This is a genomic window from Actinocrispum sp. NPDC049592 (assembly GCF_040675465.1).
Classification (GTDB): Bacteria; Actinomycetota; Actinomycetes; order Mycobacteriales; family Pseudonocardiaceae; genus Kibdelosporangium.
Map to the genome: position 1 here is coordinate 225,515 of NZ_JBFAPA010000004.1, position 26,160 is coordinate 251,674.

22 protein-coding genes and 1 pseudogene are annotated in these 26,160 nt (G+C 70.0%); 11 read left to right on the forward strand and 12 right to left on the reverse strand.

Going from position 1 to position 26,160, the window contains the following annotated elements; all coding sequences use genetic code 11:
• Nucleotides 1–678: 678 nt before the first annotated feature.
• Entirely contained in the window at nucleotides 679–1,860 is a 1,182-nt protein-coding gene (locus tag AB0J95_RS13260; protein ID WP_364756654.1) for a hypothetical protein, read from the forward strand.
• A gap of 129 nt (nucleotides 1,861–1,989) precedes the next feature.
• Nucleotides 1,990–4,359 carry a LuxR C-terminal-related transcriptional regulator gene (locus AB0J95_RS13265; RefSeq protein ID WP_364756656.1) on the forward strand — a complete coding sequence of 790 codons (2,370 nt, stop codon included), beginning with the start codon at nucleotides 1,990–1,992 and terminating at the stop codon, nucleotides 4,357–4,359.
• Here AB0J95_RS13265 and AB0J95_RS13270 read toward each other — a convergent pair.
• The 4 genes from AB0J95_RS13270 to AB0J95_RS13285 form a co-directional block, all read right to left on the reverse strand.
• Complete coding sequence (locus AB0J95_RS13270; protein ID WP_364756658.1) at nucleotides 4,356–4,682, reverse strand: hypothetical protein; 327 nt, start codon at nucleotides 4,680–4,682, stop codon at nucleotides 4,356–4,358. The genes AB0J95_RS13265 and AB0J95_RS13270 overlap by 4 nt on opposite strands.
• Nucleotides 4,683–4,767: 85 nt before the next feature.
• A complete protein-coding gene (locus AB0J95_RS13275; RefSeq protein WP_364756660.1) occupies nucleotides 4,768–5,349 on the reverse strand; it encodes a TetR family transcriptional regulator C-terminal domain-containing protein in 582 nt (193 codons plus the stop codon).
• Nucleotides 5,327–6,454, reverse strand: coding sequence for a HAMP domain-containing sensor histidine kinase (locus AB0J95_RS13280; protein ID WP_364756662.1), 1,128 nt, complete (start codon nucleotides 6,452–6,454; stop codon nucleotides 5,327–5,329). Before AB0J95_RS13280 ends, AB0J95_RS13275 begins: the two co-directional genes overlap by 23 nt.
• Complete coding sequence (locus AB0J95_RS13285) at nucleotides 6,451–7,107, reverse strand: response regulator transcription factor (protein ID WP_364756665.1); 657 nt, start codon at nucleotides 7,105–7,107, stop codon at nucleotides 6,451–6,453. Before AB0J95_RS13285 ends, AB0J95_RS13280 begins: the two co-directional genes overlap by 4 nt.
• A gap of 122 nt (nucleotides 7,108–7,229) precedes the next feature.
• Between AB0J95_RS13285 and AB0J95_RS13290 the strand changes: the two genes are divergently transcribed.
• Complete coding sequence (locus tag AB0J95_RS13290; RefSeq protein WP_364756667.1) at nucleotides 7,230–7,691, forward strand: phage tail protein; 462 nt, start codon at nucleotides 7,230–7,232, stop codon at nucleotides 7,689–7,691.
• Nucleotides 7,692–7,755: 64 nt separating this feature from the next.
• The gene (locus AB0J95_RS13295; protein ID WP_364756668.1) at nucleotides 7,756–9,081 is read left to right on the forward strand and encodes a M20/M25/M40 family metallo-hydrolase; all 1,326 of its coding nucleotides are present in this window, start codon (nucleotides 7,756–7,758) and stop codon (nucleotides 9,079–9,081) included.
• Here AB0J95_RS13295 and AB0J95_RS13300 read toward each other — a convergent pair.
• The 5 genes from AB0J95_RS13300 to AB0J95_RS13320 form a co-directional block, all read right to left on the reverse strand.
• Entirely contained in the window at nucleotides 9,035–11,749 is a 2,715-nt protein-coding gene (locus AB0J95_RS13300) for a BTAD domain-containing putative transcriptional regulator (RefSeq protein ID WP_364756670.1), read from the reverse strand. The genes AB0J95_RS13295 and AB0J95_RS13300 overlap by 47 nt on opposite strands.
• Before the next feature lie 402 nt (nucleotides 11,750–12,151).
• The gene (locus AB0J95_RS13305) at nucleotides 12,152–12,778 is read right to left on the reverse strand and encodes a class I SAM-dependent methyltransferase (RefSeq protein ID WP_364756672.1); all 627 of its coding nucleotides are present in this window, start codon (nucleotides 12,776–12,778) and stop codon (nucleotides 12,152–12,154) included.
• Between the two features lie 85 nt (nucleotides 12,779–12,863).
• A complete protein-coding gene (locus AB0J95_RS13310; RefSeq protein ID WP_364756674.1) occupies nucleotides 12,864–14,054 on the reverse strand; it encodes an RNA polymerase sigma factor in 1,191 nt (396 codons plus the stop codon).
• A 6-nt stretch (nucleotides 14,055–14,060) separates the two neighbouring features.
• Nucleotides 14,061–14,414 carry a YciI family protein gene (locus tag AB0J95_RS13315; protein WP_364756677.1) on the reverse strand — a complete coding sequence of 118 codons (354 nt, stop codon included), beginning with the start codon at nucleotides 14,412–14,414 and terminating at the stop codon, nucleotides 14,061–14,063.
• Between the two features lie 96 nt (nucleotides 14,415–14,510).
• Nucleotides 14,511–14,990, reverse strand: a complete 480-nt coding sequence (locus tag AB0J95_RS13320; protein WP_364756679.1) for a DinB family protein — start codon at nucleotides 14,988–14,990, stop codon at nucleotides 14,511–14,513.
• Between the two features lie 108 nt (nucleotides 14,991–15,098).
• Here AB0J95_RS13320 and AB0J95_RS13325 point away from each other — a divergent pair, with 108 nt between their 5' ends.
• The 4 genes and pseudogenes from AB0J95_RS13325 to AB0J95_RS13340 all read left to right on the forward strand — a co-directional run bounded on the left by AB0J95_RS13325 (nucleotide 15,099) and on the right by AB0J95_RS13340 (nucleotide 18,759).
• The gene (locus tag AB0J95_RS13325) at nucleotides 15,099–16,109 is read left to right on the forward strand and encodes an alpha/beta fold hydrolase (RefSeq protein WP_364756680.1); all 1,011 of its coding nucleotides are present in this window, start codon (nucleotides 15,099–15,101) and stop codon (nucleotides 16,107–16,109) included.
• 89 nt (nucleotides 16,110–16,198) lie between these two features.
• Nucleotides 16,199–16,612 (forward strand): hypothetical protein, encoded by a 414-nt coding sequence (locus AB0J95_RS13330; RefSeq protein WP_364756683.1) that lies wholly within the window; start codon nucleotides 16,199–16,201, stop codon nucleotides 16,610–16,612.
• Nucleotides 16,578–16,825, forward strand: a pseudogene (locus AB0J95_RS13335) (LysR family transcriptional regulator); the annotation flags it as partial. The gene AB0J95_RS13330 and the pseudogene AB0J95_RS13335, both read left to right, overlap by 35 nt.
• A gap of 95 nt (nucleotides 16,826–16,920) precedes the next feature.
• Nucleotides 16,921–18,759, forward strand: a complete 1,839-nt coding sequence (locus tag AB0J95_RS13340) for an acyl-CoA dehydrogenase (protein ID WP_364756686.1) — start codon at nucleotides 16,921–16,923, stop codon at nucleotides 18,757–18,759.
• A gap of 3 nt (nucleotides 18,760–18,762) precedes the next feature.
• Here AB0J95_RS13340 and AB0J95_RS13345 read toward each other — a convergent pair whose 3' ends face one another.
• On the reverse strand, nucleotides 18,763–20,250 hold the full coding sequence (locus tag AB0J95_RS13345; RefSeq protein WP_364756688.1) for a glycoside hydrolase family 43 protein: 1,488 nt from the start codon (nucleotides 20,248–20,250) through the stop codon (nucleotides 18,763–18,765).
• Nucleotides 20,251–20,429: 179 nt separating this feature from the next.
• Nucleotides 20,430–21,323 (reverse strand): LysR family transcriptional regulator, encoded by an 894-nt coding sequence (locus AB0J95_RS13350; RefSeq protein ID WP_364756690.1) that lies wholly within the window; start codon nucleotides 21,321–21,323, stop codon nucleotides 20,430–20,432.
• Between the two features lie 125 nt (nucleotides 21,324–21,448).
• On the opposite strand from AB0J95_RS13350, the gene AB0J95_RS13355 reads away from it, so the two are divergent.
• Nucleotides 21,449–22,735, forward strand: a complete 1,287-nt coding sequence (locus tag AB0J95_RS13355; RefSeq protein ID WP_364756693.1) for an FAD-binding oxidoreductase — start codon at nucleotides 21,449–21,451, stop codon at nucleotides 22,733–22,735.
• Nucleotides 22,736–22,924: 189 nt separating this feature from the next.
• Nucleotides 22,925–23,791 carry a lysyl oxidase family protein gene (locus tag AB0J95_RS13360; RefSeq protein ID WP_364756696.1) on the forward strand — a complete coding sequence of 289 codons (867 nt, stop codon included), beginning with the start codon at nucleotides 22,925–22,927 and terminating at the stop codon, nucleotides 23,789–23,791.
• 58 nt (nucleotides 23,792–23,849) lie between these two features.
• On the opposite strand, the gene AB0J95_RS13365 is transcribed toward AB0J95_RS13360, so the two are convergent.
• Nucleotides 23,850–24,410, reverse strand: coding sequence for a superoxide dismutase (locus AB0J95_RS13365; protein ID WP_364756698.1), 561 nt, complete (start codon nucleotides 24,408–24,410; stop codon nucleotides 23,850–23,852).
• Between the two features lie 78 nt (nucleotides 24,411–24,488).
• Between AB0J95_RS13365 and AB0J95_RS13370 the strand changes: the two genes are divergently transcribed.
• Complete coding sequence (locus tag AB0J95_RS13370; protein WP_364756701.1) at nucleotides 24,489–26,159, forward strand: MFS transporter; 1,671 nt, start codon at nucleotides 24,489–24,491, stop codon at nucleotides 26,157–26,159.
• Nucleotide 26,160: the final 1 nt, after the last annotated feature.

A 26,160-nucleotide genomic window follows, 5' to 3' on the forward strand; every position in this document is an offset into this window, starting at 1 on the left:
GAGGACCTGCCGTGGCCTGGGCGACTGCACCTCGCTACACCTTCGCTCTTCCGCGCCACTCAGCCACCACATGGCCTTGGGGAGGACCTGCCGTGACCTCGGTGACCCCGCCCCACGACACCTTCGCTCATCGACTTCACCCAGCCGCTACGCATGGCATTGGAGGACCTGAAGTGACCTCGGCGATCTCATCCCGCGACACCTTGACTCATCCGCGCCACGCAACCGCGGTACGCGGCCCGGGCGCTGCTGCCGTGACCTCGGCGGCCGCCCTTCGCGGCGCTGTGCTTCAGCCGCGCCACGAGGTCGCGACACGCACTCGGCGAGTAGCTGCCGTGACCTGGCCGACCTCATTTCGCAGCATCCTGGTTCAGCCGTGCCGCTTAGCTGCACCGGACGGATCGAGAGGTCCTGCGGTCACCTCGCCGACCTCATTTCCCAGCACCCTGGTTCAGCCGCGCCGCTTAGCCGTCACGCCAGGCCCCACGCCTGGCGCGACCTCGGCCAGCGGCGCAGTCGTCCACCGGTGCCGCTCAGTCCTGTCGGTGGTGCAGCGGGTTGTTCGTGGGCCTCGGCGGCGGACGGCGCCCTGTCCTCGGCCGCGCCGTCCGGTCACCAGCCCGCGACCGGCCCGGCCACCTCAGCACCGAAACCGTGCCGGTCGCTTGTGGAGGCACGGTGGCGCGACTGCCTGGCCAGCCGGCAAACGGCTGTCCACAGGGTTCGCGGCGCACGTCGAAGGCCGATCTGGGAGGGCGCATGAGTCTGTTCGATGAGGTTGAGGCGGTGCTTCGGGGAGTGCCTGCGCTGCGGGATGAGCTGCGGCGGATGGGGGAGCCGGTGCGGGTCGCGGTGGCTGGGCAGGCGCGGGCGGGGAAGTCCACGGTGATCGAGGCGTTGGGGGTGGGTGGGGTCGAATTCGTGGAGGTGGTGGCCGCCGGCCCCCCGACATCCAGCGTAGTGGTGGGGACCGACAGCCTGGGGGTGGCTGACGGCGGGTTGTCCACAGGGGTTGACGCGGTGGTGTTTCTTGTGCGGCAGCTCGGGTCGGTGGTTGCCGGGGTCGATCGGGTGGGGACGATCGTCGTGCTGTCCCGGGCCGATGAGGCCGGTGGCGGGCGGGTGGACGCGATGAGCTCGGCCCGGCAGATCGCCCGCAGGTACAGCGACCAGCACGGCGTGACGGTGGTGGCGGTCGCGGGGCTCTTGGCGCGCGCCGCGGGGACGCTCACCGAGGCCGAGTTCGCGACGCTCAACGATCTGGCGACCCGGCCGCGGGCGGAAACCGATTCCGTATTACTGTCAGCCGATCGGGTCGGCGACCCGGAACTCGTCCGGCGGTTCGGGATGTTCGGCATCCGGATCTCCGTGACATTGTTGCGCCAGGGATTCGACGATCCGGAAAAGCTGGCCGCCGAGCTGGCCCGGCGCAGCGGGATAACCGAATTGCGCGAGCAGATCGGCATTCAGTTCGGTCAGCGGCGGTCATTGCTCAAAGCGAGAACGGCATTGACCGCGGCGCGGCACACCGATGCCAAAGCCGAAGTGGAACGGCTCGTCGCCGGCGCCCACGAGTTCGCCGAGATCCAGCTCCTGGACGCCGTGCGGGCTGGCACCGTACACATCCCAGAGGACATCCGGGCCGAGACAGAACGCCTGCTCGGAGCCTATGGTGACGCTGTCAACGTGCGACTCGGCCACGTCGGCGACCCGAGGCGGACCCTGCTCGCGACCCTCGAGGACTGGCAGCGCCGCGCCGAAAGCCCGTTGTCCAGCCGTCAATTCGCGGCCGCCGCCCGGGTGATTGTCCGGACGTGTGAAGGCATGCTCGCGCAGATCACGATCACGCAAAACCGGTAGCCACGCAGAGTATCCTGAGGTAGAAAATAACGGGTTTCGGCGGACCGCCCACCGGGAATGAAACTGTTTCATGAAATGGTGTGGCCGGATGAAGGTCGAGGGCTGGAAATGGGCCAGCGGGCACCGATCGTGACAGCCGGACCGGTTAGCACCGAACCCATCCGCAAACTGCGCGACACGATCATCGCGAACCCCGCGGCCCCGCTGCGGCTGGCCATCGTCGCCCCCGGCGGATACGGCAAATCGACCCTCCTGCGCGAGCTGAGCCGCGCCTACCGGGACGCCGGCGTCGATGTCGTCACCGACTGGCCGACCACCGGCGCGGACGACTGGCGCAAGACCGCGATGCTCGTCGACGACGCCCACCTGCTGCCCGGACCGCAACTGCGGCTGCTGCGTGAGGTCGGCTGCGCCCGCCTGGTCGTCACCGCCCGCCCCTGGCCCCGCCCGCCCGAACTGGCCGAGCTGATCCACACCCTCGGCCGCGGCCACCCGCCGATGACCCTCCCGCCCTGGGACCCGCGGACCGTCCGCCGCGTCGCCGACCCCGGCGGCGCCGAGATCCACGACCTCACCGGCGGAGTACCGCGCTGGGTGACCAGTCTGGCCCGCGCCTGGCCGTGGAACGACGTCCCCGTCGACGTGCTGCGCCCCGACCTGGAAGCCCTCGACCCGGACGTGGTGCGCTACCTGATGGCCGTGCACAGCGGCATGGGCCTGCGCCTGGACCTGCTCAGCGGCCTGCTCGGCCGCGACACCGATGGCGTGACCGACGTGATGCGCGCCGCCCGCGCCACCGGCCTGCTCACCCAGGACGGTGCCCTGCTGCCGTTGTGCGCCCTGGCCATCCCCGAGGTGGTCCCCGCCGAGCAGTACCTCGGCGTCCTGCAGCGCCTGGCCGAACTGCAGCTGGACCACGCCGAACCGATCCTGCCGTTCGCCCGCTTCCTGCTCGGCAGCGGCGCCACGGGAGCCACGGTGGCCGCCGTGCTCGACCAGGCCGCCCGCGAGGTCGCCGGACACGACCCCGAGACCGCCGCCGAACTGTTCGGCGCGGCGGTCTCGGCCGGCCGGCCGCTGACCGCGGTGGTCGCGGACTGGGCACGAGCCGCCGCACTGGCCGGTGACCTGGATACCGCGCTCCGATTGGCCGACCAGGCCATATCGGGCCAGGAACCGGCATGCCGGGCCGCTGCCGCCCGAGTCGCGGCAGCGGCCCTGGCCCACCGCGGCCAGTGGGCCCGCAGCGCCGAACTCTACGGGTGGGCCGGCGACGGACCGTTCGGCGCCATCGCGGCACTGGCCACCGGCAACCCACCCGTCCCGGCGACCCGCGCCGACGGACCGCCCACCCTGCTCGACGGCGCCGCCGTGCTCATGGCCGAGGGTGTGCGAGCCTCCGTCTCCGGCAGCCCGGTCGAGGCGCTTTCCTTACTGGTGCGGGCATCCGCGTTGCTCGAACCGGCCGGCCGGGACGCGCTCGTCCCCGACAGCCCGGCCGCCCTGGCCGCGCTCGTGGCGTTGCACTGCGGCGAACTGGACGTCGCCGAGTCCGTCATGGACAGTGCCGGCGGGATGGGCGGCGCGGTCCTGCGCAACCGGCACGCCCTGCTGCGCGCCTGGACCTGCATGGCCCGCGGCCGGCTCGCCGACGCCTGGCAGCTCTCCGCGAACCTCACCGATGCGCACCCCCGCGACCGGCTTTTCCACGTGGCACTGGACATCGGCCTGGCCCGCCGGTCCGGCGACACCATGACGTTGCGTCGCATGTGGACACACGTGGGCGACTGCCTGGTGCGCCACCCGGTCGACCTGTTCACGCTCCTGCCGCTCAGCGAGTTCGCCGTGGCCGCGGCCCGGCTGCGCGACCCGGCCCGGCTCGGCACCGCGCTGAGCGATGCCATGGCGCTGCTGCACCGGCTCGGCGATCCGCCACTGTGGGCGGCGCCGCTGCACTGGGCGGGCCTGCACGCCGCTCTCGTCATCGAGAACCCGGAGGCCGCCGGGGAACACCTGCGCGTGCTGGCGATGAACCCCACGTCGTACGGCGCCGCGCTCACCCAGGCCGGCAAGTGCTGGCTCGACGTGGTGGCCGGCCGGGTCGACCCCGACCAGGTCCAGGCCGCCGCGCACGCCCTGCTGGACGCCGGGCACTGGTGGGACAGCGCCAGGCTCGCCAGCGAGGCCGCCATCCGCACCACCGACCGCAAGGACATGGTCACCCTGCTCGACTGCGCCCGGCAGCTGCAGTCCCGCCAGCAGAGCACCCGGCCGCCGCAGCAGAGTCCACTGGAGACCGACAGCCCGCTCAGCGACCGCGAACGGGAGGTCGCCGACCTGGTCGTGCAGGGCATGACCTACAAGCAGATCGGCGACAAGTTGTTCATCTCGGCCAAGACCGTCGAACACCACATGGCCCGCATCCGCCACCGGCTCGGCGTGGCCAACCGCAGCGAGCTGATCACCCAGCTGCGTGCGCTGCGCCCAGGGACGGCTTAGGGTTTGGGCGCGCTCGGGGGCGCGCCCAAACCCTGGCTGTCCGCGAGCACGTCTCCGCTCAGTGCGGGCAGTTCGCCGGCGTGAATGAGACCGTTGATGCTGCACGAGGTCGCCGAACCGCTTCCCGCGTACAAGTTGGTTCCCGCCATCGCGAACGAGATCTCGGCGTCCCGGTTCGGGGGCCGGGTCGAGCCGCACGTGTAGTGCTGGGTCCCGGCCTCACCGTTGCCGCTCGACGGGGCGGCCTGGCTCGTGCTGGCCGATGCGAGGGTGGTCAGCGCGGTGAGGCCGAAAGCGGCATTGAGGGCAGCGAAACGACGCATGAAGTCTCCTTCCTGCACGGGTGTCCGCCCAGACTGTGCGCGGCCCATCGTGTGGGTTGCTTGCACGGTTTGTGCACGCGCATGCTCAGCGTGGCTGGGTCAGCAGGGTGTCGAACACCAGGCTGAAGAAGGCGTCGAACGCGGTCATCGACTGGTCGGCCCGCGCGGCGATCGCGGTTCCCTCCCACGCGTTGAGGATGAACAGGGCGGTGTCGGCCGCCTTCAGGTCCGCGCGGATGCTGCCGTCCGCCTGGGCCTGCTCGATGCACGCGGTCAGCAGGGCGCCCCAGCTGGTGAACGCGTTGTGCACGGCGGCGCGGATCGGGGTGCTGTGGTCGGCCATCTCGGCGCCGAAGTTGCCGAACAGGCAGCCCTTGGTGTACCCGGACCCGGTGATCTGGTCGCGCAGGAACGTGAAGTGCTCGCGCAGCCGGTCCAGCGGCGGGACGCTGGTGTCCTGCAACCGTTCCATCCGCAGCGTCTGGCCGTAGCGCTCCAGCACCACCAGGGCGAGGGCTTCCTTGCTCTCGAAGTGGTTGTAGAACGAACCCTTGGGCACCGCGGCCGCGTCGGTGATGTCCTTCACCCCGGCGCCGTTGAACCCGTGCTGGTGGAACTGCTGCAGGCCGGCTTCGACGACCTGCTCACGAACGCTTCGCTGAGGCACGCTCCCATTCTGGGCGACCGGCGGCCCGGACCGGAAATCGGACCGTCACGTCCAGCCCGCCGCCCGGCCGCGCGGACACCGACAGCCAGCCGTCGTGGGCCAGCACGATCGCGCGCACAATGGACAGTCCCAGCCCGGCCCCGGCCCGTCCGCCCGGACCGCGCACGAAGGGTTCCAGCAGGCCGTCCACTGTGTCCGGTGCGATCGGCCGGCCGGTGTTGATGACCCGTAGAAACGCCGTGCCACCGTCGGTTCCGGTCACCACCCGGACATACCCGCCGGGATGGTTGTAGCGCAGCGCATTCTCGACGAGATTGCCAGCCATCCGCTCCAGCAGCACGGGTTGCCCTCTCACCGGAGCGTGCTCCAGACAGGTCTCCACAGTCACATCCGCGTCCGCGATGTCCACCACCGACGCCAGATCCACCGGATGCCGGTCACCCGTGCTCGCCTGGCTGCGCGCCAGCGCCAGCAGACCGTCGAGTGTGCGCTGACTCCGTGACACGGCGGCGCGCACATCGCACGCCATCTGCCGCAACTGCACCGGGGAGGGATCCCCGTCCAGCGTCACGTCGATCGCCGTGCGCATCGTGGTCAACGGGGTGCGCAGCTCGTGCGCCGCGTTCGCGGTGAACAGCCGCAGGCCGGCCAACGCCTGATCCCGTTCGGCGACGCCGCGTTCGATCCGGTCCAGCATCCCGTTGACCGTGCTCGCCAACGCCGCCAGCTCGTCCCGCGGTCCCTTCACCGGCACCCGCCCGGACAGGTCCTCGGCCGACAACCGCCGCGCGGTCGCCGAGATCGCCCGCACCGGCCGCAGGATCCGCCCGGCCACCAGCCAGCCGAGCACCGCCGCCAGCACCGTGACCACGGCCAACGCGATCGACGCCCGGCCGAGCAGCTCGCTCAGCGTGGCCTCGCGCAGGTCCCGCAACGCCTGGTCGTCCGGCAGCGGCGGCAGTGCGGCAGCGCCGCTGATCCTGATCGACAGGATCCGGTGCCCGAGCCCTTCCCGCATCAGCAGGTACGTCAGACCGGTCAGCGCCACCCCGGCGAGCAGCACCAGCCCGGTGTAAAGCAGGGCCAGCCGGGCCCGGGCGGTCACGGTCCGATCCGGTATCCGGCGCCGGTCACCGTCTCGATCACCGGCGGGCCGCCCAGCTTGCGCCGCAACGTGCCGACCGTGATCCGCACCGCGTTGGTGAACGGGTCGGCGTGCTCGTCCCACACCTTGTCCAGCAACACCTCCGCGCTCACCACGTCTCCGGCGAAGGCCAGCAGCTGCTCCAGCACACCGAACTCCTTCGGCGTCAGGTGTACCACCCGCCCGGCCCGTTCCACCGACCGCCGCGCCGGATCCAGCACGACATCACCGGCCCGCAGCAACGGCGGCCGTGCGGGCGCACTGCGGCGACCCAGCGCCCGCACCCGCGCCACCAGCTCGGTGAACGCGAACGGCTTGCCCAGGTAGTCATCGGCGCCCAACGTCAGCCCGGCCACCCGGTCCTCGACCGCACCCGAAGCGGTCAGCATCAACACCCGGGCCGCCCCTTGCTCCGCCAGCCGCCTGCACACCGTGTCGCCGTGCACGACAGGCACATCCCGGTCCAGCACCACCACGTCATACGGCGTGAACTCGCATTTCGCCAATGCCAGCCCGCCATCGAAGGCCATGTCCACGGCGAACCCGTGCTTGCGCAGCCCGGCCGCGATGTACCCGGCCAGCGGCTGTTCGTCCTCGACCAGCAGCACCCGCATCGGCCCAGCATCCCGGCCGGGACATAAGGATCCGATACGCACCGGGCCCGGCGATGCCGAGTCGCCTACCAGCGCATACGCTGAGCGCGACCGGCGCCGAGCAGCTGCGGAGGAAACTCGCCATGCCCCACACCGTGGACTTCGAGACCGTGTCGACCGCCGGACTGGAGTCCTCACCGGTCGCCGAAGCACTCGCCGGCCTGCGGGCCAACGAGGCCCGGTACTTCAGGAACAAGTACGACCACGTCTTCACCGTCGAGCCCGCGAGCGAGGCGACGGCGGTTATCGACCGGGTGCACCGGATCCTCGAGGAGGAACGCGACATCGTCATCGCCTCCCGCCCGCTCGAGGCGACCGAGTTCCAGGTCGAGAACATCCGGATGGCGTACGTCTTCTACGAGAGCGGCCTGTCGATCAACGTGATGTACACGCTCGACGAGGGCGGGAAACGGGCGGTCGGGTTCAAGCTCTCCGACGGGATGGACGTGCCGGCGGAGCTGTCGTCGTTCAAGTTCGCCCGGCAGCGCTCGAAGCTGGCCGGAACCATCCGCGGCTCGTACTTCGTCATCAAGAACGAGTACTGACCCGGGCGATGATCACATCTTGATCGGCTCCGCACCGCCCGGTCATCAGTGATAGGAAGGCCCTGTGACCCAGACGCTGCCCCCCACCACGCTCGCCGAAGACGAGGCCGTCACCTTCACCAGCGAGCTCATCCGGATCGACACCACCAACACCGGCGACCCGGACACCGTGGTCGGCGAACGCGCCGCGGCCGAGTACGTCGCGGAGAAGCTCGCCGAGGTCGGCTACGAGACCACCTACGTCGAGTCCGGGGCGCCCGGCCGGGGCAACGTCATCGTGCGGCTCGCGGGCGAGGACTCCAGCCGGGGCGCGCTGCTGGTGCACGGCCACCTGGACGTCGTGCCCGCGGACGCCTCCGAATGGTCGGTGCACCCGTTCTCCGGCGCGGTGCAGGACGACTACGTGTGGGGCCGCGGCGCGGTCGACATGAAGGACATGGTCGCCATGACCCTGGCGACCGCACGACGGCTCAAGCGCGACGGGATCACGCCCAAGCGCGACATCATCTTCGCGTTCCTGGCCGACGAAGAGGCCGGCGGCCAGTACGGCGCGCAGTGGCTGGTGGACAACCGGCCCGAGCTGTTCGAGGGCGCCACCGAGGCGATCAGCGAGGTCGGCGGGTTCTCCATCACGGTCAAGGACGGGGTGCGCGCCTACCTGATCGAGACCGCGGAGAAGGGCATCGCCTGGATGAAGCTGCGCGTGCGCGGCCGCGCCGGGCACGGCTCGATGATCCACGACGACAACGCCGTCACCAAGCTCACCGAGGCGGTCGCCCGGCTGGGCCGCCACCAGTTCCCGCTGGTCCTGCGGCCCTCGGTGCGCGAGTTCCTGCAGGGCATCTCGGAGATCACCGGCCTGGCGTTCGACGAGGACGACCCCGAGGGCTCGGTGGCCAAGCTCGGCAACATCGCCCGGATGATCGGCGCCACCCTGCGCGACACCGCCAACCCGACCATGCTCAACGCGGGCTACAAGTCCAACGTCATCCCCAGCGTCGCCGAGGCCACTGTGGACTGCCGGATCCTGCCCGGCCGCGAGGAGGCGTTCGAGCGCGAGCTCGACGAGATCCTCGGCCCGGACGTGGAACGCGAATGGCTGGGCCTGCGCACCCTGGAGACCACGTTCGACGGGCCGCTGGTCGACCACATGACCGCGTCGATCACCGCCGAGGACCCGGGTGCGAAGACCCTGCCCTACATGCTCTCCGGCGGCACCGACGCGAAGTCGTTCGCCGAGCTGGGCATCCGCTGCTTCGGGTTCGCGCCCCTGCGGCTGCCCGCCGACCTGGACTTCTCCGCGCTGTTCCACGGCGTGGACGAACGCGTCCCGGTGGACGCGCTCAAGTTCGGGACCCGGGTGCTGGACCGGTTCCTGCGGTCCTGCTGAGCCGGTCCTGCAGGCGCGCGTGCCGGAACTGGTACAGCGCGCCGACCTGACGCAGCACACCCCGGCGGTGGGCGTCGTCGAGGAACCGCATCAGCCGCACCGGCATCCGGCCGGTCACAGCCAGCCACGCGCGGTGCGCCACGAACGCGCCCCACGCCCGGGACAGCCCGAAGGTGACCGCGACCGCGAGCCCGAACAACGCGCCGACCAGCACGGCACTGCCGATGCTGGTCGCGCGCGGGAACACCTGCCCGCCGACCAGCACCCCGGCCGCGCCATATGTGAGCGCGCCGACGTTGCCCATCATGAACCGGCCCAGCAACGCCGACGCCAGCCCGGCGGCCACCGCGAGCAGCAGGTCGAAGTGCCCGTCCCAGATGGTCACGAACCGGACCTCCTGGGTGAACGCGAACGCCATGCCGTAGAACAAACCGAGCGACACCGTGAACGCCAGCATGAACATCCACGCGGCGACCCGGTCGTTGCTCAGCACGATCCCCGGGCTGGACACCTTGTTCGCGTCCACCGGCGTGGTCACCCACACCAGTGACCCGACGCCCAGCCCGAACACCACACACAACACCGCGACCAGCGGCGGCGACAACGACCAGCCCAGACCCAGCGCGACCCCGATCAGCACGCCGATGCCGAACCGGGCCAGGAACCGCCGCCCGGTGCCGCGCACCCGGAACTCCACCCGCAACGGGCCCGGCCGCGGCCCGACCGCGTGCGCGATCGTCCCGGCCAGCCCGAACGAGAGCCCATACACCCAGCCCACCAACGGGCCACCGGCCAGCCAGCCGGTGAGCCCGAACAACAGCCCGGACGGCAACCCGAGCAGCAGGCCGCGAGTGGCCCGGGGAAGCGCGCGGTCCAGCCGCCACCACGCCAGATCCCTTGTCCGCCAACGGTCCAGGTGGCCGGCCAGGAACGTCAGCCAGCGGTGCGCCTGGTCCGGGTCGTAGCGGACCGGCGCCGGGGACGTCTCGTGCCGCAACGGTTCCGGCCGCTGCTCGTACGCCGCGGGCAGGTACGCGTCGAGCAGCTGGTCCTCGACCGCGGTCCGGTCGGCGGCCTCGGTCAGCGTCGCGGGCGTGGAATCCGGGTGCGAGTAGGCAGTGCGCGCGAGGTCGACCATCAGCGGTGTCCGCAGCGCCTGCGCCAGCGGTCCGCGCGGGTCGCGGCGCAGGTGGTCGATCACCGGCTGCCAGCGCGCCTCGCCGCGGCGGCTGCGCGCGGTCAGGAAGTCGATCGCGTCCTGCAGCCCGACCGGCTCGATCTCGACCACCGCGGCCCGCGACAGGATCGAGCCGTCCTGGTCGGTGGCCCGCTCGTACTCCTCGGTCCGCGAGGTCACCACCAGCGGCCGGTCCCCGGACGCGACCTGGTCCAGCGCGTCGATCGCGGCGGCGTGCAGCGCGGGCGGGATCTCGTCGAGCCCGTCCAGGATCGGCATGATCCGGCCGTCCAGGATCAGCCGCGCGGGCGCGTCCGGACCGTACGCGGCTTTGTTCGCCAGACCCGGATAGTCCTGTGTCAGCCGCCGCTCCAGCCAGCGATGCAGGTGTTCCCGGCGCGGATCCCAGGACTCCAGCGAGAACAACACCGGCACTGGCTCGCCCGGCTGTAAGTCCTTGAGCAGCCCCAGCGTCAGCAGGATCGCCACCACGGACTTGCCCGCGCCCGGTTCGCCCAGCACGACCAGCTGCCGGGTCGGTACCTGCCTGAACTTGGCGACCAAATCGGTGAGACCGCCGCTGAGCGCCTGCTGGCTGCTCGTGGTCACCGGCCTGCCGGTGCTGGACCAGGTGAGCGGCACGGGATCCGGGCGGTTCAACGACCGTAGCTCGGCCTCGGTGCTCCACTGCCGGGCAACGGCGGCGGCGAGTTCTCTCGCGGCCCGGTCCAGCTGGTCCGGGGGAGCGTCGACGGTCTCGGTGGCCTGCCGCGGGGACAGCTCACCGCGCAGGACCTTCTCGTGCAGCCGGGTCAGCTCCGCGCTCGGGTCGATGCCGAGCTCCTCGGCCAGGTAGGTGCGTAACCGCTGGAAGACCTCGATCGCCTCGGCCTGCCGTCCGCTGGCCGCCAGCGCGCTCATCAGCTGTGCGTGCAGGCGTTCCCGCAACGGATGCTGGGTGGTCAGCTCGACCAGCTCATCGGTGATCTCGCGGTGCTCGCCCAGCGCCAGCTGCCAGTCGATGCACTGCTCCAGAGCTGCCAGCCGCTGCTCGTCCAGCCTCGTGGCCCGCGGTTGCAGCGCGGCCGCGCCCAGCCCGTCCAGCGCCGGACCTCGCCACAACGCCAGCGCCTTGCGCATCCGGGCGACCGCGTCGGCGGGTTCGAGCTTGCGGGCGGCGGCGATCCCGTTGGTGAACCGCAGCAGATCCAGGTCCTCCTCCGAGACCACCACGCGATACCCGGGTCCCTCGGTGACGATCGACTTGCTGCCCAGCCGGTCCCGCAACGCCGACACACAGTTCTGCACCTGCTTGGTCGCGGTCGCCGGCGGCTCGCCGTCCCACACCGCCTCGACCAGCTTGCCCACCGGCACCGCCGTGTCCGGCGCGAGCAGCAACGCAGCCAGGACCCGCTGGTGACGCGAGCTCGGCAACGCCAGCCGCTCACCCTCGCTCCAGACCTCCAACGGCCCGAGCACCCGGTAGTCCACCGCCTGCGGCCCTCCCGTCGCGAGTGCCCATCGTATCGGGCCGCAACAGGGCGGTTACGTGCGGGAATGACGAGACGATGACAGCCGGGGGACGGGCTCTGGCAGCGTTGTCACCACGCGAAACACGGTGAGATGTTGTTCGCGTGTCAGAGGGGGAGGGAAGTCTCGTCGGGCCAGAGGACCGCAGCCTTCGGCCCGGCGAGAGGAACCTCGGCCCGGTTGTGGCCGGTGGTCCGTCGAATCACACCCCCCTCGACGGACCTCCCGCCGCAACCGGGCCGCCCCGCTCCAGCCGCCTCAGGTGCGATGGCGAAGATCGGCCACTTTCGGTGCGCATGGCGTGGGATAGGCGTCGCGGCCGGAACTGGTCCGCCGGGCGGCCCAAGATTCCGATGCTCGGTTTCACGCTACGGAAGCGATGCCGACAATCAGCGGCCGCACGATACTGGGCATTCCCTGCCAGCGGGTCTCGGTGATCGACTCGATCTCGAACCGCTCCCGCAGCATCGGCAACGTGTCGCGGTCGCACCGGCAGCCCTGCGCGAACCCGGCCCACAGCCCGGCGAGCCGCCGCTGCCGCCGGGCCAGCCGCCTGTCCCGCGCCAGCACGTGCTCGCAGAACAGCAGCCGCCCGCCGGGTTTCAGCACCCGGCGGATCTCGTCGAGCACCGGCTCCACCTCGGGAACCGTGCACAGCACCAACGTCGACACCACGGTGTCCACACTCGCGTCCGGCATCGGCAGCGCGTCGGCCAACGCCGGCAGCGCCTTGTCGCCCGCCCGCGCGGACAGCCGCCGGAACATCGCCGGCACCGGCTCCGTCATCGTCAGTCCGGTCAGCCCGGCGGGGTAGTGCGGCAGGTTGAGACCGGTCCCCGCGCCGATCTCGACCACCCGGCCGTGCGCGGCGGCCAGCAGCTTCTCGCGCCGCTGCCGCATGCCCAGCCGTTCGCCCCTCGCCACCACCGGCTCGTACAGCATCGCCCCGAACCGCGTCGAGAGCGTGTCTCGAACCAGGTTGTTCTCCATGCGCCCCAGCACACCAGCCCGCACCCGGCCGCCGCATCGCCGCTTCCGGCCATCCCCCATGGCCCGGACCGGCCACCCCCGGATGTCATTCAGCGGTCAGGCGGGCTCGCCGCGTGGTCAGGAAGGCGCGTTCGGTGTCGTTGGTGGCCAAGGCGATCGCCTCGTCATAGGCCGCGGCGGCCTCGGAGGTGCGGCCCAGACGGGTGAGCAGGTCCGCGCGGGTGGCGGGCAGCAGGTGGTAGCCCGGCAGATCCAGCTCGTCGACGACGGCCAGCGCCGCCGCCGGTCCGTGCACCTCGGCGACGGCGACCGCGCGGTTGAGCGCCACGATCGCGGTCGGGGAGTGCTGCAGCAGCTGGTCGTACAGGGCCAGCACCTGCGTCCAGTCGGTCGCCGGGCCGTCGGTGTGCACGGCGTTGATCGCGGCCTGCAGCTGGTACGGCCCTGGCTGAGCCCGGCGCAGGCACTGCCGCACCAACGAGTGCCCTTCGGCGATCAGCTGCCGGTTCCACAACGACCGATCCTGCTCCGACAGCACCACCAGCTCACCCGACGGCCCCACCCGCGCCGGTCGCCGCGCCTCGGTGAGCAGCAGCAACGCCAGCAGCCCGATCACCTCCGGCTCATCGGGCATCAGCTCGGCCAACGCCCTGGCCAGCCGGACCGCCTCCAGGCACAGGTCGGTGCGCAGCAACTCTCCCGACGTGGCCGCGTATCCCTCGTTGAACACCAGGTAGAGCACCGTGAGCACGGACGCCAGCCGATCGGGCAGTTCCGCGGCATTGGGCACCCGGTAGGGGATGCCCGCGTCGCGGATCTTCTTCTTCGCGCGCACGATCCGTTGCGCGACAGTCGTTTCCGGCACCAGGTAGGCCCGTGCGATCTCGGCGACCTCCAGTCCGCCGAGCAGCCGCAGGGTCAGCGCCGTCTGCGCGAGCGGGGACAGCGCCGGGTGGCAGCAGGTGAACATCATCCGCAGCTGGTCGTCGCGCACCGGTCCCACCTCCTCCGGCTCGTCGGGTTGGTGCAGCAGCAACGCCTGCGCGTGCCGGGCCTCGCGGGTGGACTCGCGGCGCAGGCGGTCGATCGCGCGATTGCGGGCGGTGGTGACGATCCACGCGCCCGGGTTGGGCGGCATCGCTTCCGCCCACTTCTGCACGGCCACTGCGAACGCGTCCTGCACGGCCTCCTCGGCGAGCCCGATGTCACCCAGCAGTCGCGTCAGCGTGGCCACACACCGGCCGTACTCGGCCCGGTAGACGCCGTCCAGATCCATCCGCGCTCAGTGCCCCAGCACGATGTCGAACGGCCGCACCTCGATCGGCTGCCCACACGCCAGGGCGCACTTCTCGGCCCACACCAGCGCCTCGTCGAGGTCCTCGCACCGGATCACCCAGAACCCGGCGAGCTGCTCCTTCGTCTCGGCGAACGGGCCGTCGGTCATCGTGGTCGTGCCGTTGGCCGGACGAACCACCGTGGAGGCGTGCGACGGCAACAACCCGCCGACGAACACCCACGAACCGGCGGCCTGCATCTCCTCGGTGACCTTGCCCGTGCGGGCCATCTGCTCCCGCCTCTCCTCCTCGGTCTCCGGCTTGCTTTCGTCGAACTGAACAGCGAGCAGGTACTGCTTCATGAACGATCTCCTTCACCAGATCGGGCCGGCCCCCTCACCCTGGCTACGAACCGGCGCGCCCCCATTCGACACCACGGATCACACGGATCTGGGCCCTCAGCCGGCGAGCAGCTGCTCGCGCAGGATGTCGGCGTGGCCGCAATGGTGGGCCAGCTCGCGCAGAACCTGCAGGTACACCCAGTGCAGCGTGCGCGGTCCGGATCGGTGACCGGTCACGACGGTGTCGAGGGGAAGGTCCGCGACCGCTGCCCTGGCGGTGGCGCAGGCGTCCCGGTGGGCTGCCGTGATCGAGGCGATGGTGTCGTCGGCGTTGAGCTGGAAGGACTCGTCAGGGCTCGTGACCAGGCCAAGCTGCCGGCGCGACGTGCCGCCGACACACTCCTCGAACCACACCCGCTGCATCCACGTGACGTGCTTGAGCAGCCCGAGCAACGTCGTCGCCGAGGTGACGAGCCGGCGGCGGACCTGTTCCTCGGTCAGACCGTCGAGGGTCGCCTCGATGGCGCCGCGGTAGTCCTCGATGAACGCCTCGAGCTGTGCGCGTTCGTCATCCAGCAGAACATCGAACGAACCCATCAAAGCCTCCCAACACTGTGTGGACCCCGCCACGATCTTGCTCGATCGATCACCGGCACCGCGCGGCGACCCACCACGAGTCCGGTGACCAGCCACTAGCCTGGTGGTGTGCAGCGGATCCGGTTCACTCGGGTGCACGGCCGCAAGATCGCCTGGGCGGCCGTGGGGTCCGGGCCGGTGCTGGTCATGGGCGGGTGGTGGTGCAGCCACCTGGAGCTGAACTGGCGCGATGACGTGTTCCGCCGGTTCCTGCTGGGCCTGGCCGACCGGTTCACCGTGATCCGGTACGACCGGCCGGGAACCGGACTGTCCGATCAGGACGGTCCGCTCGGCCTGGATCTGGCCGGGGAGGTCGATGTCCTGGCGGCCGTCGTAGCCGAGGCGGGGGAGCGGGTGTCGCTGTTCGGCGGCTCGTCCGGCGGCTGCATCGCGATGGCCTACGCCGCGGCGCACACCGACACCGTCGAGCGCCTCGCGCTGTACGGCAGTTACGCCAACGGCGCCGACATCGCGAGCCCCGAGGCCCGCGACGCCATCGTGGCGATCACCCTCAACCATTGGGGCGCCGGCTCCCGGCTGCTGGCCGACGTGTTCATGCCGAGCGGCACCCCCGCCGACCGCGAGGCGTACGTCCGCTTCCAACGCGCAGCCGCCACCCCGCAGGACGCGGCCCGGTCACTGGCCGCCGTGTACGACTACGACGTACGCGAACACCTGCCGCACATCACCATGCCCACCCTCGTCGTGCACCGCCGCGACGACCGCGCCATCCCGTTCGCCCTCGGCCGCGACCTCGCCAGAACCATCCCGGACACCCAGTTCGTCGCCCTCGACGGCGCCGATCACCTGCCCTGGCACGGCGACACCACATCGATCACCCACGCCGTGACCACATTCCTCGGCGCCCCCACCCCACCACCGTCGGTGAAAGACCTCTCCCCACGCGAGATCGAGATCCTCCGCCTGGTCGCCCAGGGCCTGAGCGACCACGAGATCGCCGCCCACCTCGTCCTGAGCCCCCACACCGTCCACCGCCACGTCGCGAACATCCGCACCAAACTCGGCCTGTCCTCCCGCAGCGCCGCGGCCGCCCATGCGGCGAAAGCAGGCCTCATCTAGCGGTGCCGTCCGTCCGTTCAGCCGTCGCGAACCGACCGGCGGGATCCCTATTCTCTTGCTGGACAAGGCCACTGGGAAGGGATCGCCAGATGCGCAGAGTTCTGTCGCTGTTCGCCGTTCTCATCGCGGCCCTCGGTCTGAGTGTGGTTCCGGCTGGATCGGCGGCGGCGTTGGGTGGCGAATCGTTGTTGTGCCGGATAGTGCCGGTGTCGGGGAACCCGCCGTTCACTCCGACCTGCAGCAACCGGAAACTGATCACGGGGACCTACAGCGCCGGGTTCCACGTGTTCGACACGTCCGGCACGTACGACAGCATCACCTGGATTCTGCCGGCCGGCTATCCGCCGAACCCGGGCTGCGGCGGATTCGACTGCTCCATCAACATGAGCAGCTCACGCGACCAGGACGCCGTTGTCTCGGTGGTGCTCGTCCAAGGCGGAGCATCGGTGACCTTGACTGCCCGCGCACATATCAACGCTGTCTGCGGAACCGTTCTCTGCTGACGAAACCGGCCTGCACTTCGGCCGGGCGGCCGAGCGGTGCACGTCGCGCAGCCGGCTGTCAGTCAGCAGATCGCCCGGCTGGAGCGGGAACTCGGGGTCCGGCTGCTCGACCGGTCCCCGCGGCGGGTGCGGCTGACCGCGGCCGGGCAGCGGGTGCTCGACGCTCTGCGTGAGCGCGCGCCCGGGTTCGACGTGGTGCTGGTCGATCTGCCTTCCACCGTGGATCGGGTGGGCAGCCCGGACCGTTCGCCGATGCCTTGACAGTGGCTCGGGGTGTGGCCGGCGGCGACTTGGGGTATTGAGGTGTGATGCAGGTTGACCTTGGCGCGCTCACCGCTGTCCTCGACGGACGCTGGGCCGAGCTGCGTGGACAGCTCCGCCACCGGATGAGCGCCACCAAACCGGCCCACTCCACCGGCTTGGACACCGAGACCCACCGGAGTCAGGTGTTCGACCAGTTGCGGGAGCTGGTGGACAGCGGACACCCCCGGCTCGGGTTCGACCCGGAGTATGGCGGCTTGGGCGACATCGGTGGGTCGGTGGTGTCGTTCGAGATGCTCGGATACGGCGACCTTTCCCTGATGGTCAAGGCCGGTGTCCAATGGGGACTGTTCGGCGGCGCCGTGCAGATGCTCGGCACCGAACGGCACCACGAGAAGTACCTGCGCGACATCATGTCCCTCGACCTGCCCGGCTGTTTCGCCATGACGGAGACCGGCCACGGCTCCGACGTGCAACACCTGCGAACCACCGCGACCTACACCGACGGGTCGTTCGTGATCAACACCCCGGACGACGACGCGCGCAAGGACTACATCGGCAACGCGGCGCGCGACGGCCGGGCCGCGGTGGTGTTCGCGCAGCTGATCACCGGCGGCCGGCAGTACGGGGTGCACGCGTTCATGGTGCCGATCCGCGACGAGTCCGGCCGGCCGATGCCCGGTGTGCGGATCGAGGACTGTGGCCGGAAAGCGGGCCTCAACGGTGTTGACAACGGGCGCCTGTGGTTCACCGACGTGACCGTTCCCCGTGCGGCGCTGCTGAACCGGTACGGCGACGTGGCCGAGGACGGCACGTACACGAGCCCGATCGAGAGCGACAGCCGACGGTTCTTCACCATGCTCGGCACCCTCGTCCGCGGCCGGGTCAGCGTCGCCGGAAGCGCGGGCAGCGCGACCCAACGCGCCCTGACTCTCGCCGTCCGCCGTGCCGAAACCCGCCGGCAGTTCCAGCACCCGTCCGGCGGCACCGAGGTCGTCCTGCTCGACTACCTGGCGCACCAACGAAAACTGCTCCCGGCACTCGCGACGACCTACGCATTGCATTTCGCCCAGGAGGAACTGGTCGAGATGCTGCACGAGGTCCAGACCACGGCTCAGCCTGACGAGCGCGCCCAACGCCTGCTGGAGTCACGGGCCGCCGGTATCAAAGCCGTCGCCACCTGGCACGCCACGGCGAGCATCCAGACCGCCCGCGAAGCCTGCGGCGGCTTCGGCTACCTCGCGGAAAGCCTGCTGCCGGACCTGAAAGCCGACACGGACGTGTTCACCACCTTCGAAGGCGACAACACCGTGCTGCTGCAACTGGTCGCCAAAGGACTGCTGACCGACTACCGCGACAACTTCGCCGACCTGAGCCCACTGGCCACCGCCCGCCTTGTCGCGGAACAACTCCTGGACACGGTCTGGGAACGTCTCCCGGCGCGCAAGATCGTGTCGCCGGAGCCGCGTGACCGCAAGTGGCACCTGGACCTCTTCGAAGACCGCGAACAGCACGTGCTGGCCGGCTTGGCACGGCGGCTGCGGGCGGCGGCCTCGGATCCGTTCGGCACGTTCAACTCCGCCCAGGACCACGTGCTGCGAGCCGGACGCGCCCACATCGACCGATTGGTTCTCAACGCTTTCGTGGCAGCGATCGAAGGATGCACGGACGTGGCGGCCGCGGAGTTGCTGAACAGGGTGTGCGATCTGTACGTGCTGGCGAACGTCGAGGCGGACCGGGCCTGGTTCCTCGAACACGGCCGCCTGACGCCCGCGATGGCCAAGAAGGTGGTCGCCGAAGTCAACGCCCTGTGCCGGGAGCTGCGGCCGCACGCGCGGCCGCTCGTGGACGCCTTCGCCATCCCCGAGCAGTACCTTTCCGGGTGACCATCACCGGTGGGCGATGGCGATGTTGTCGAAGCCGGCGGCGGTGTTGAACACGCGGACCCCGTCGGCGCCGGTGGTGTAGCTCGTGTCGGTCACGGAGATCTTGGCCGTTGACATGTCGTCGACGTAGACCTTGATCGACGAGCCGACCGCCTCCACCCGTAGGTGGTAAGTGGTGCCGGACTTGATGGTCATGCCGACCGAAGCCAACTGGGTCCAGTTGTTGTTGGCCTTGCCCAGAAGGACGCGGCCCGTTGCGCTGATTCCGGCGTAGTAGCCGCGATAGCTGTCGGTGCCGGTGGTGGGCTGGGTGACCCGGAAGACGACGCCGCAGTCGCCGACAGCCGAGCGGGGAGTGATGTCGGCGTCGTAGCTGAGATTCGAGAAGTTCGTGTCCAGCAACGCCTTGCCGCCGAAGGACGAGGAGGTCTCATACCGGCCCGTCACGGCCGACCACGAACCGCCGTAGGTCGTCCAGCCCAGGGTGTTGCCGTCGGCGAAGTTGTCCTTCACTTTCATGGTCACCGGTTGGATGGTGCCGTCGGCGTTGAAATACATCCGGTCGTAGCTCAGCTGCCGGTCGTTCGCGCCTGACCGGCTCAGCGGGCGGCGGTGGTAGAGGATGTACCAGGTGTCGGTGCCGGGGATGTTCAGCACGGAGTTGTGGCCGGAACCCACCGCAACGGCAGAGTCTTGGCTCAGGACCTTGCCGAGCTTGGTGAACGGGCCAGTAGGCGAGTTGGCCATCGCGTAGGAGACGGAGTAGTTCGGCCCGCCCCAGTAGTCCTCGGACCACATCAGGTAGTACTTGCCGTTGCGCTTCAGCATCTGCGGGCCCTCGGTGTAGTTCGCCGGAGTGATCTCCTTGAACACCGTCCCGTCGGCGAAGCTGCCCAGGCTGGTCATGTTCTCGTTGAGCTTGACCACGTTCGCGTGTCCGTGGCCGCCGTAGTACATGTAGGCCTGGCCGTCGGAGTCGATGAACACATCCTGGTCGATGGGCTGGGCACCGTTGACGTACTGGCCGATGAGCGGTTTGCCGATGGCGTCGGTGTACGGGCCTTCGGGCCGGTCGGCGACCGCGACCCCGATACCGCCCAGCTCGGCGTTGCCCTGGATGTCGTTCGCGCCGAAGTACAGGAAGTACTTTCCGTTGCACTGCACCGGCGCTGGCGCCCACACGGCTCTGGTGGCCCACGAGACGTTGGCCGTGGTCAGGATGTTCGGGTGCTTGGTCCAGGTGATCAGGTCAGAGGAGGAGAAGGCGTCCAGGTAGGTCTGTTCCGCGTAGGGCCGTGACGAGGTTGGGAACACCCAGTAGGTGTTGCCGTAGACCGCGACATCGGGGTCGGCGTACCACCCGTCCACGAACGGATTTCCCGCCTCCGCAGTGGTGAAGTCGGGCGCAGCGGACGCTGCGGTGGACACCGAACTGATCAACAACACGGCCGGCACTGCGGCGGCAAGGCGGCGAAGCCAGGTTCCCGTCATTTCTCGTCCCATCTGCTACGCGCTCCGGGCGGGCACCCAGTTTTGCAACGTTGTAAATGCGCGCACAACGTGTCGGGGCAAAGCTGTCCAGATCCTGTCGTGGAGTAGCTATGTGACGGCCGTCGGCGCCGGTGGCAGCACCACGGACGTCATCCACCTCTCGGCAGGGTGATCGCCAGTCAGGGCGTGGATGCCAGTTCGCGGGCAGCCTCGTTGAAGCCGCGAACCCGTGCGGTGGCCGAATCCGCGCGCCAGAGCAGGCCCCACTGCAGCGGTGGCGCGTCGTGCAGCGGGACATAGGCGACGTCGGGCCGTGTGTAGTAGCGCCGGACGCTCGCGCCCACCGTGAACACGCCTTCGCCGGCGCCGACCATGGTGAGCATCTCCTGGAAGGTCGCCGCTGACCGGCCGTGCCGGATCGTCCGTCCCGACGGTGTGACCGTGGGGGTGCGATCGGCCCGTAACGATTCCGGCAGCGTGTCCGGGAGGCCAAGGAGGGTGACGCCGGCAAGGTCCTCTATGGACAGTGCGTCGCGAGCCGCGAAGCGGTGTCCCACCGGCACGGCCAGTAGACGCGCTTCGGAGACCAGGACCGGGCCGCTGACGATGCTCGGTTCGTCGACCGGGAACGTGGCCAGCGCGAGGTCGACGACGCCGTCACGCAGCCACGGCATCAGCTCCGCCATCTGCGCCTCGCGGATCTCCACCGAACATTCGGGATGGCGCTCGCGGAACAGCTCGGTGACCCCGACCAGCAGTTGACCACCGGCCGCGCCGGTGAAACACACCCGCAGCGTTCCCGCGAAGCCGCGGCCGGTCTCGACCGCCCGGGTGAGCGCGTCGCCGACCCGGTCCCAGGCCGGCCGGAGGTCCTCTTCGAACCGCCGGCCCACCGAGGACAGCTCCACCCGGCGGCTGGTCCGGTTGAACAGCGGCACACCCACCCGCCGCTCCAGCTTGCGGATGGTCTGGCTGATCCGCGCGGTCGACACCCGCAGCCGTTCGGCCGCGCGACCGAAGTGCAGCTCCTCGGCCACCGCGAGGAACGCCTCGATCTCGTGCCGCTCGAGCACGTCACCACCTCCGGATCGTTAACCGTGACTTCACGATCGTGGCACACATCGATGTTGTTCCCCGACCCGGCCCGCTCCACAGTGGAACTCACACCAAAGCCCTTGACCGGCAAAGGAAGTAGCTGATGAAAGACCTGCGTTCCGTGGTACGGGGCCGCGTTCTGCTGCCCGGAGACGAGGAGTTCACTGATGGGGCCAAGCCGTGGAACCTGGCCGTCGCGCAGCCGGTCACCGCCGTTGTCAACGCCGTTGACGCGGCCGACATCGCCGCTGTGGTCCGGTACGCCCGCGACAACGGCCTCGCGGTGGCGGCCCAGCCCAGCGGGCACGGCGCCAGCGGCAATGCCGACGGCGTGATCCTGCTGCGCACCGGTCGCCTCGACTCGGTTCACGTCGACCCCGGCACCCGCACCGCCCGTGTGGGCGCCGGAGTGTCCTGGGGTGACGTCCAATCGATCGCGGGGCGATTCGGTCTCGCCGGGTTGTCCGGCAGTTCGCCCGCGGTCACCGTGGCCGGTTACACCCTCGGCGGCGGGCTGAGCTGGTTCGGCCGCAGGTATGGGTGGGCCGCCGACAGCGTCACCGCGTTTGACATCGTCGACGCCGACGGGAACCCGGCCCGGGTGACCGCCTCGTCCGATCCGGCGCTGTTCTGGGCATTGCGGGGCGGCGGGGGAGACTTCGCCATCGTCACGGCGCTTGAGTTCACCCTGCATCCCGCTCCCTCGCTGTACGGCGGACGTGTGCTGTGGCCCGCCGATCGTGCCCCGGACGTGCTGGACGTGTTCCGTTCCATCACCGCCGACGCACCGGACGCGTTGACCGTGTGGGTCGATCTGCTGCACTTTCCCGGCGCGGACCCGCTCGTCGCGCTCGACGTCACCTACCTCGGCGATCCGGCCGACGGGCACGCTCTGCTGCGTTCCCTGGACGCCATCGGCGCGCCGATCTCCGACACGCGCGCGCCCATGCCGATCGCCGAGCTCGGCAGCATCACCGCCGAACCGACCGACCCCGGCGCGGGCATCGCGCGCGGCGAACTGCTGACCGAGCTGACCGACGTCACCGTCAAAGCACTGCTGGCCGCGCCCATCGCACCACTGCTCAGCGTCCAGATCCGGCACCTCGGCGGCGCCTTCGCCCAACCTTCCGACAGCCCACACGGGCCGCTGACCGAGCCCTACGCCATCTACCTGTTCGGCCTGCCCGGCGACGGCGTCCCCGCCCGGCAGAACGACCTGATCACCGACCTGACCCCGCACATCAGCGGCCGCAAACCGTTCACCTACCTGGCGCCCGGTGAGAACGCCGCGGCCGCCATCACACCCGACGCCCTCACCCGGCTGCGGACGATCAAGCGGGAGCGCGACCCGCAGGGCGTGTTCCGGAGCAACTTCCCGGTCCTGGACTAGCTTCCAGACTGTCAGGGACGCGGCTGAGACAGTCACCCGCTCCTGTCGGGGAGCGGGTGATCACCCGATCGTGGTGCGGCACACGGAGTAGGGTCGGCCTGTTGTGTCCACTATGGAGGCAGGCGGTCGGTTGTGGGCTGGGTTCGGCGGACGGCAGTGGCCGGGAGTGCTTTGGTCCTGGTAGGCGTGATGACGGGGTACAGCTCGGCGCGCACGGCGGTGTTGCTGCCCGATCTGCGTGAGGCGCCGCCCGGGTGCCAGGAGGGTTCGTCGCCCGGAGTTCCTTGCGCCGCCTTGGATGTCTGCATGGTCGACGACCCGCAGGCGCCGAGCTCCACCTGCCTGGACCGCGGCCCGGCTCAGGCGGTGCGGATCAGGTTCACCTCATCGGTGGACAACGTCGGTGACGGCCCGTTGGTCCTCTATGGACATCGCGAGTCCACCCGCACGGCGACCATGTCCGTGCGCCAGGCGTTCCAGGCCGGCGGATCGGGCCCGATCCCGCAGTCGTTCAACGAGGCGCAGCAGCCGATCCCCGGCTCGATGTACTACGAGCCCTCGAAGTCCCACGTGCACTGGCACTTCCTGGACTTCGAGCACTTCGAGCTGCGCACCGCCACCGGTCAGACCCTGGTCACCGACCGCAAGAACGGCTTCTGCCTCGGCGACCGCTACACCACCTACGACGCCGGCACCCTGCGCAACACCCCGGACCCGGACGACACCACCACTCCACAAGGGACGTTCGCGAAGTTCCTGGCGGACAACAACTGCCGCCACCACGAACCCAACGCCCTGGACGTCACCGAAGGCATCTCCGTCGGCCACGGCGATGACTACAAATACGACGTCGACTACCAATGGCTCGACATCACAACCATCCCCACCGGCACCTACACCCTCGTAGCCACCGCGAACCCCGACCGCCGCCTCCAAGAAACCGACTACACCAACAACAGCTCGTCGCTCGCCGTCTCCATCAAATGGCACACCTCGAAAACCCAGGCCCCAGACCTCAGGGTCGTCCGCGTCTGCCGAGGCACCGACCGCTGCTAACCGACCGCGTGAACCCGCCGAGCCAACGCGGGAAGACCAGGCATATGGCTGGGGGCGGTCAGAACTCGGCGTTGAGGCAGGCGAGGCGGGCGCCCGCGGTGCCGGCGTGGCCGGGATCGGTGTGGGTGTGGGTGGCGTGCAGGACTATCGAGTAGGCGTGGCGGGTGCCGAAACCCCAGAGGGTGTGGGCGAAGACGAGGGCGTTGCCGGCGCGGTCGGTGGTGAAGTCCAGCCAGATCTCGTTGCGGGGGTTGGCGTAGGCGGGGTCGACGGACGGCTGGACGGGGTCCGGGACGTTCTGGAAGTGCGGGCCGGAGTCGTTCGGGTTGGGGCCACACGGTTTGGTGTGCACGTGGGCGCCGTACTGACGTTTGGGGAGCAAGCCCTGGACCGTGAGCATGACGGAGGTCTGCTTGCTCGAGATGGCGACCGTGGCCAGCGACGAGCCGGCCGGGACCAGCGGGGAGTAGGTGACCGCGCCGGTGCCGGGGGAGTAGGGCGCCATCGTGGCGGCGGCGGTCGTGACACGCAGCTCGCCGTTCCAGGACGGGGCGGCGTGAACCGGGCCCGCGGCGGCAGCGGCGGCGGTCATGGCCACGGTCAGTGAGCGAAGGAACACAGCCCGAAGGATGCCGTATTCACGCGAACACCGCTCGTCGGGAGAATTTATTTAGCATAAGGTAACTATGTGGAGCAGATGACCTTGACGCGCCCGTCGGAGCGCTACAAGTGGATCGCCCTGTCCAACACCACGCTCGGCGTGCTGATCGCCAGCGTCGACGGCTCGATCGTGATCATCTCCCTGCCCGCGATCTTCCGCGGCATCGGCCTGGACCCGTTGGCGCCCGGCAACATCGGCTACCTGCTGTGGATGATCCTGGGCTACCTGCTGGTGTCGGCCGTGCTGGTGGTCGCGCTCGGCCGGCTCGGGGACATGTTCGGCCGCGTCCGGATGTACAACTACGGCTTCGTCATCTTCTCGCTCGCCTCCCTGGCCCTGAGTCTCGATCCGCTCACCGGCGGACCCGGCGCGCTGTGGCTGATCGCGTGGCGCGTGGTCCAGGCGTTCGGCGGGTCCATGCTCACCGCCAACTCCGCCGCCATCCTGACCGACGCCTTCCCGGCCCGGCAGCGCGGCATGGCGTTGGGAGTCAACCAGATCACCGCGCTGGCCGGGCAGTTCCTCGGCCTGCTCGCGGGTGGGCTGCTGGCCACGATCGACTGGCGCGCGGTGTTCTGGGTCAGCGTCCCGATCGGCGTCATCGGCACCGTCTGGAGCTTCCGCAGCCTGCGCGAAACGGGGGAGCGGCGCGCGGCCAAGATCGACTGGGTCGGCAACATCACCTTCACCGCCGGCACCGGCATCGTGCTCGCCGCGATCACCTACGGAATTCAGCCGTACGGGGGACATCCGACCGGCTGGACCAACCCGCTCGTGCTCGGTGGCCTCATCCTCGGCGTCGCCCTGCTGGTCACGTTCTGCGTCGCGGAGACCAGGATCGCCGAACCCATGTTCCGGCTCCGCCTGTTCCGCATCCGCGCGTTCGCCGCGGGCAACCTCGCCGCCCTGCTCACCGCGGTGGCCCGCGGCGGCCTGCAGTTCATGCTGATCATCTGGCTGCAGGGCATCTGGCTGCCGCTGCACGGCTTCACCTTCGAGGAAACCCCGCTGTGGGCCGGGATCTACATGCTCCCGCTGACCGTCGGCTTCCTCATCGCCGGGCCGGTCTCTGGGTACCTGTCCGACCGGTTCGGTGCGCGCCTGTTCGCCACCAGCGGCCTGATCCTGGTCGCCGGCGCGTTCCTGGGACTGCTGGCGCTGCCGGTGAACTTCTCCTACCCGATGTTCGCGGCGCTGCTGGTGGTCAGCGGCATCGGCCAGGGCATGTTCTCCGCCCCGAACACCTCGGCGATCATGAGCAGCGTCCCCGCCCACCAGCGCGGGGTGGCCTCCGGGATGCGCTCGACCTTCCAGAACTCCGGCACCGCGCTGTCCATCGGCGTGTTCTTCTCGCTGATGATCTCCGGCCTGTCCAGCTCCCTGCCTCAGGCACTCAGCAACGGACTACAGGCCCAAGGCGTACCACCGGGCACGGCGGCGCAGGTGGCCGGGCTGCCACCGGTGAGCACCCTGTTCGCGACGTTCCTGGGCGAGAACCCGATCGGTCACCTGCTCGGGCCCAGCGGCGTCCTCAACACCCTGCCGCCCGGCCACGCCGACACGCTGACCGGGACCCTGTTCTTCCCGAACGTCGTCACCGGCCCGTTCCACAACGGGCTGGTCACCGTCTTCACCGCCGCCGCGGCAATGGCGGCCATCGCAGCGGTCGCCTCCCTGCTGCGTGGCCGTCACCGCGCGGCCGGGTAGG

What these genes read in the sequence shown, in the direction of transcription:
- AB0J95_RS13270 (WP_364756658.1), bottom strand. Translation starts at nt 4,682, where the DNA reads ATGCGTCGTTTCGCTGCCCTCAATGCCGCTTTCGGCCTCACCGCGCTG.
- AB0J95_RS13285 (WP_364756665.1), bottom strand. Translation starts at nt 7,107, where the DNA reads ATGCGGGTGCTGCTGGTCGAGGACGAACAGCCGCTGGCCGGGTACATC.
- AB0J95_RS13290 (WP_364756667.1), top strand. Translation starts at nt 7,230, where the DNA reads ATGCCCCACACCGTGGACTTCGAGACCGTGTCGACCGCCGGACTGGAG.
- AB0J95_RS13305 (WP_364756672.1), bottom strand. Translation starts at nt 12,778, where the DNA reads ATGGAGAACAACCTGGTTCGAGACACGCTCTCGACGCGGTTCGGGGCG.
- AB0J95_RS13310 (WP_364756674.1), bottom strand. Translation starts at nt 14,054, where the DNA reads ATGGATCTGGACGGCGTCTACCGGGCCGAGTACGGCCGGTGTGTGGCC.
- AB0J95_RS13315 (WP_364756677.1), bottom strand. Translation starts at nt 14,414, where the DNA reads ATGAAGCAGTACCTGCTCGCTGTTCAGTTCGACGAAAGCAAGCCGGAG.
- AB0J95_RS13320 (WP_364756679.1), bottom strand. Translation starts at nt 14,990, where the DNA reads ATGGGTTCGTTCGATGTTCTGCTGGATGACGAACGCGCACAGCTCGAG.
- AB0J95_RS13330 (WP_364756683.1), top strand. Translation starts at nt 16,199, where the DNA reads ATGCGCAGAGTTCTGTCGCTGTTCGCCGTTCTCATCGCGGCCCTCGGT.
- AB0J95_RS13340 (WP_364756686.1), top strand. Translation starts at nt 16,921, where the DNA reads ATGCAGGTTGACCTTGGCGCGCTCACCGCTGTCCTCGACGGACGCTGG.
- AB0J95_RS13345 (WP_364756688.1), bottom strand. Translation starts at nt 20,250, where the DNA reads ATGACGGGAACCTGGCTTCGCCGCCTTGCCGCCGCAGTGCCGGCCGTG.
- AB0J95_RS13355 (WP_364756693.1), top strand. Translation starts at nt 21,449, where the DNA reads ATGAAAGACCTGCGTTCCGTGGTACGGGGCCGCGTTCTGCTGCCCGGA.
- AB0J95_RS13360 (WP_364756696.1), top strand. Translation starts at nt 22,925, where the DNA reads ATGACGGGGTACAGCTCGGCGCGCACGGCGGTGTTGCTGCCCGATCTG.
- AB0J95_RS13370 (WP_364756701.1), top strand. Translation starts at nt 24,489, where the DNA reads ATGACCTTGACGCGCCCGTCGGAGCGCTACAAGTGGATCGCCCTGTCC.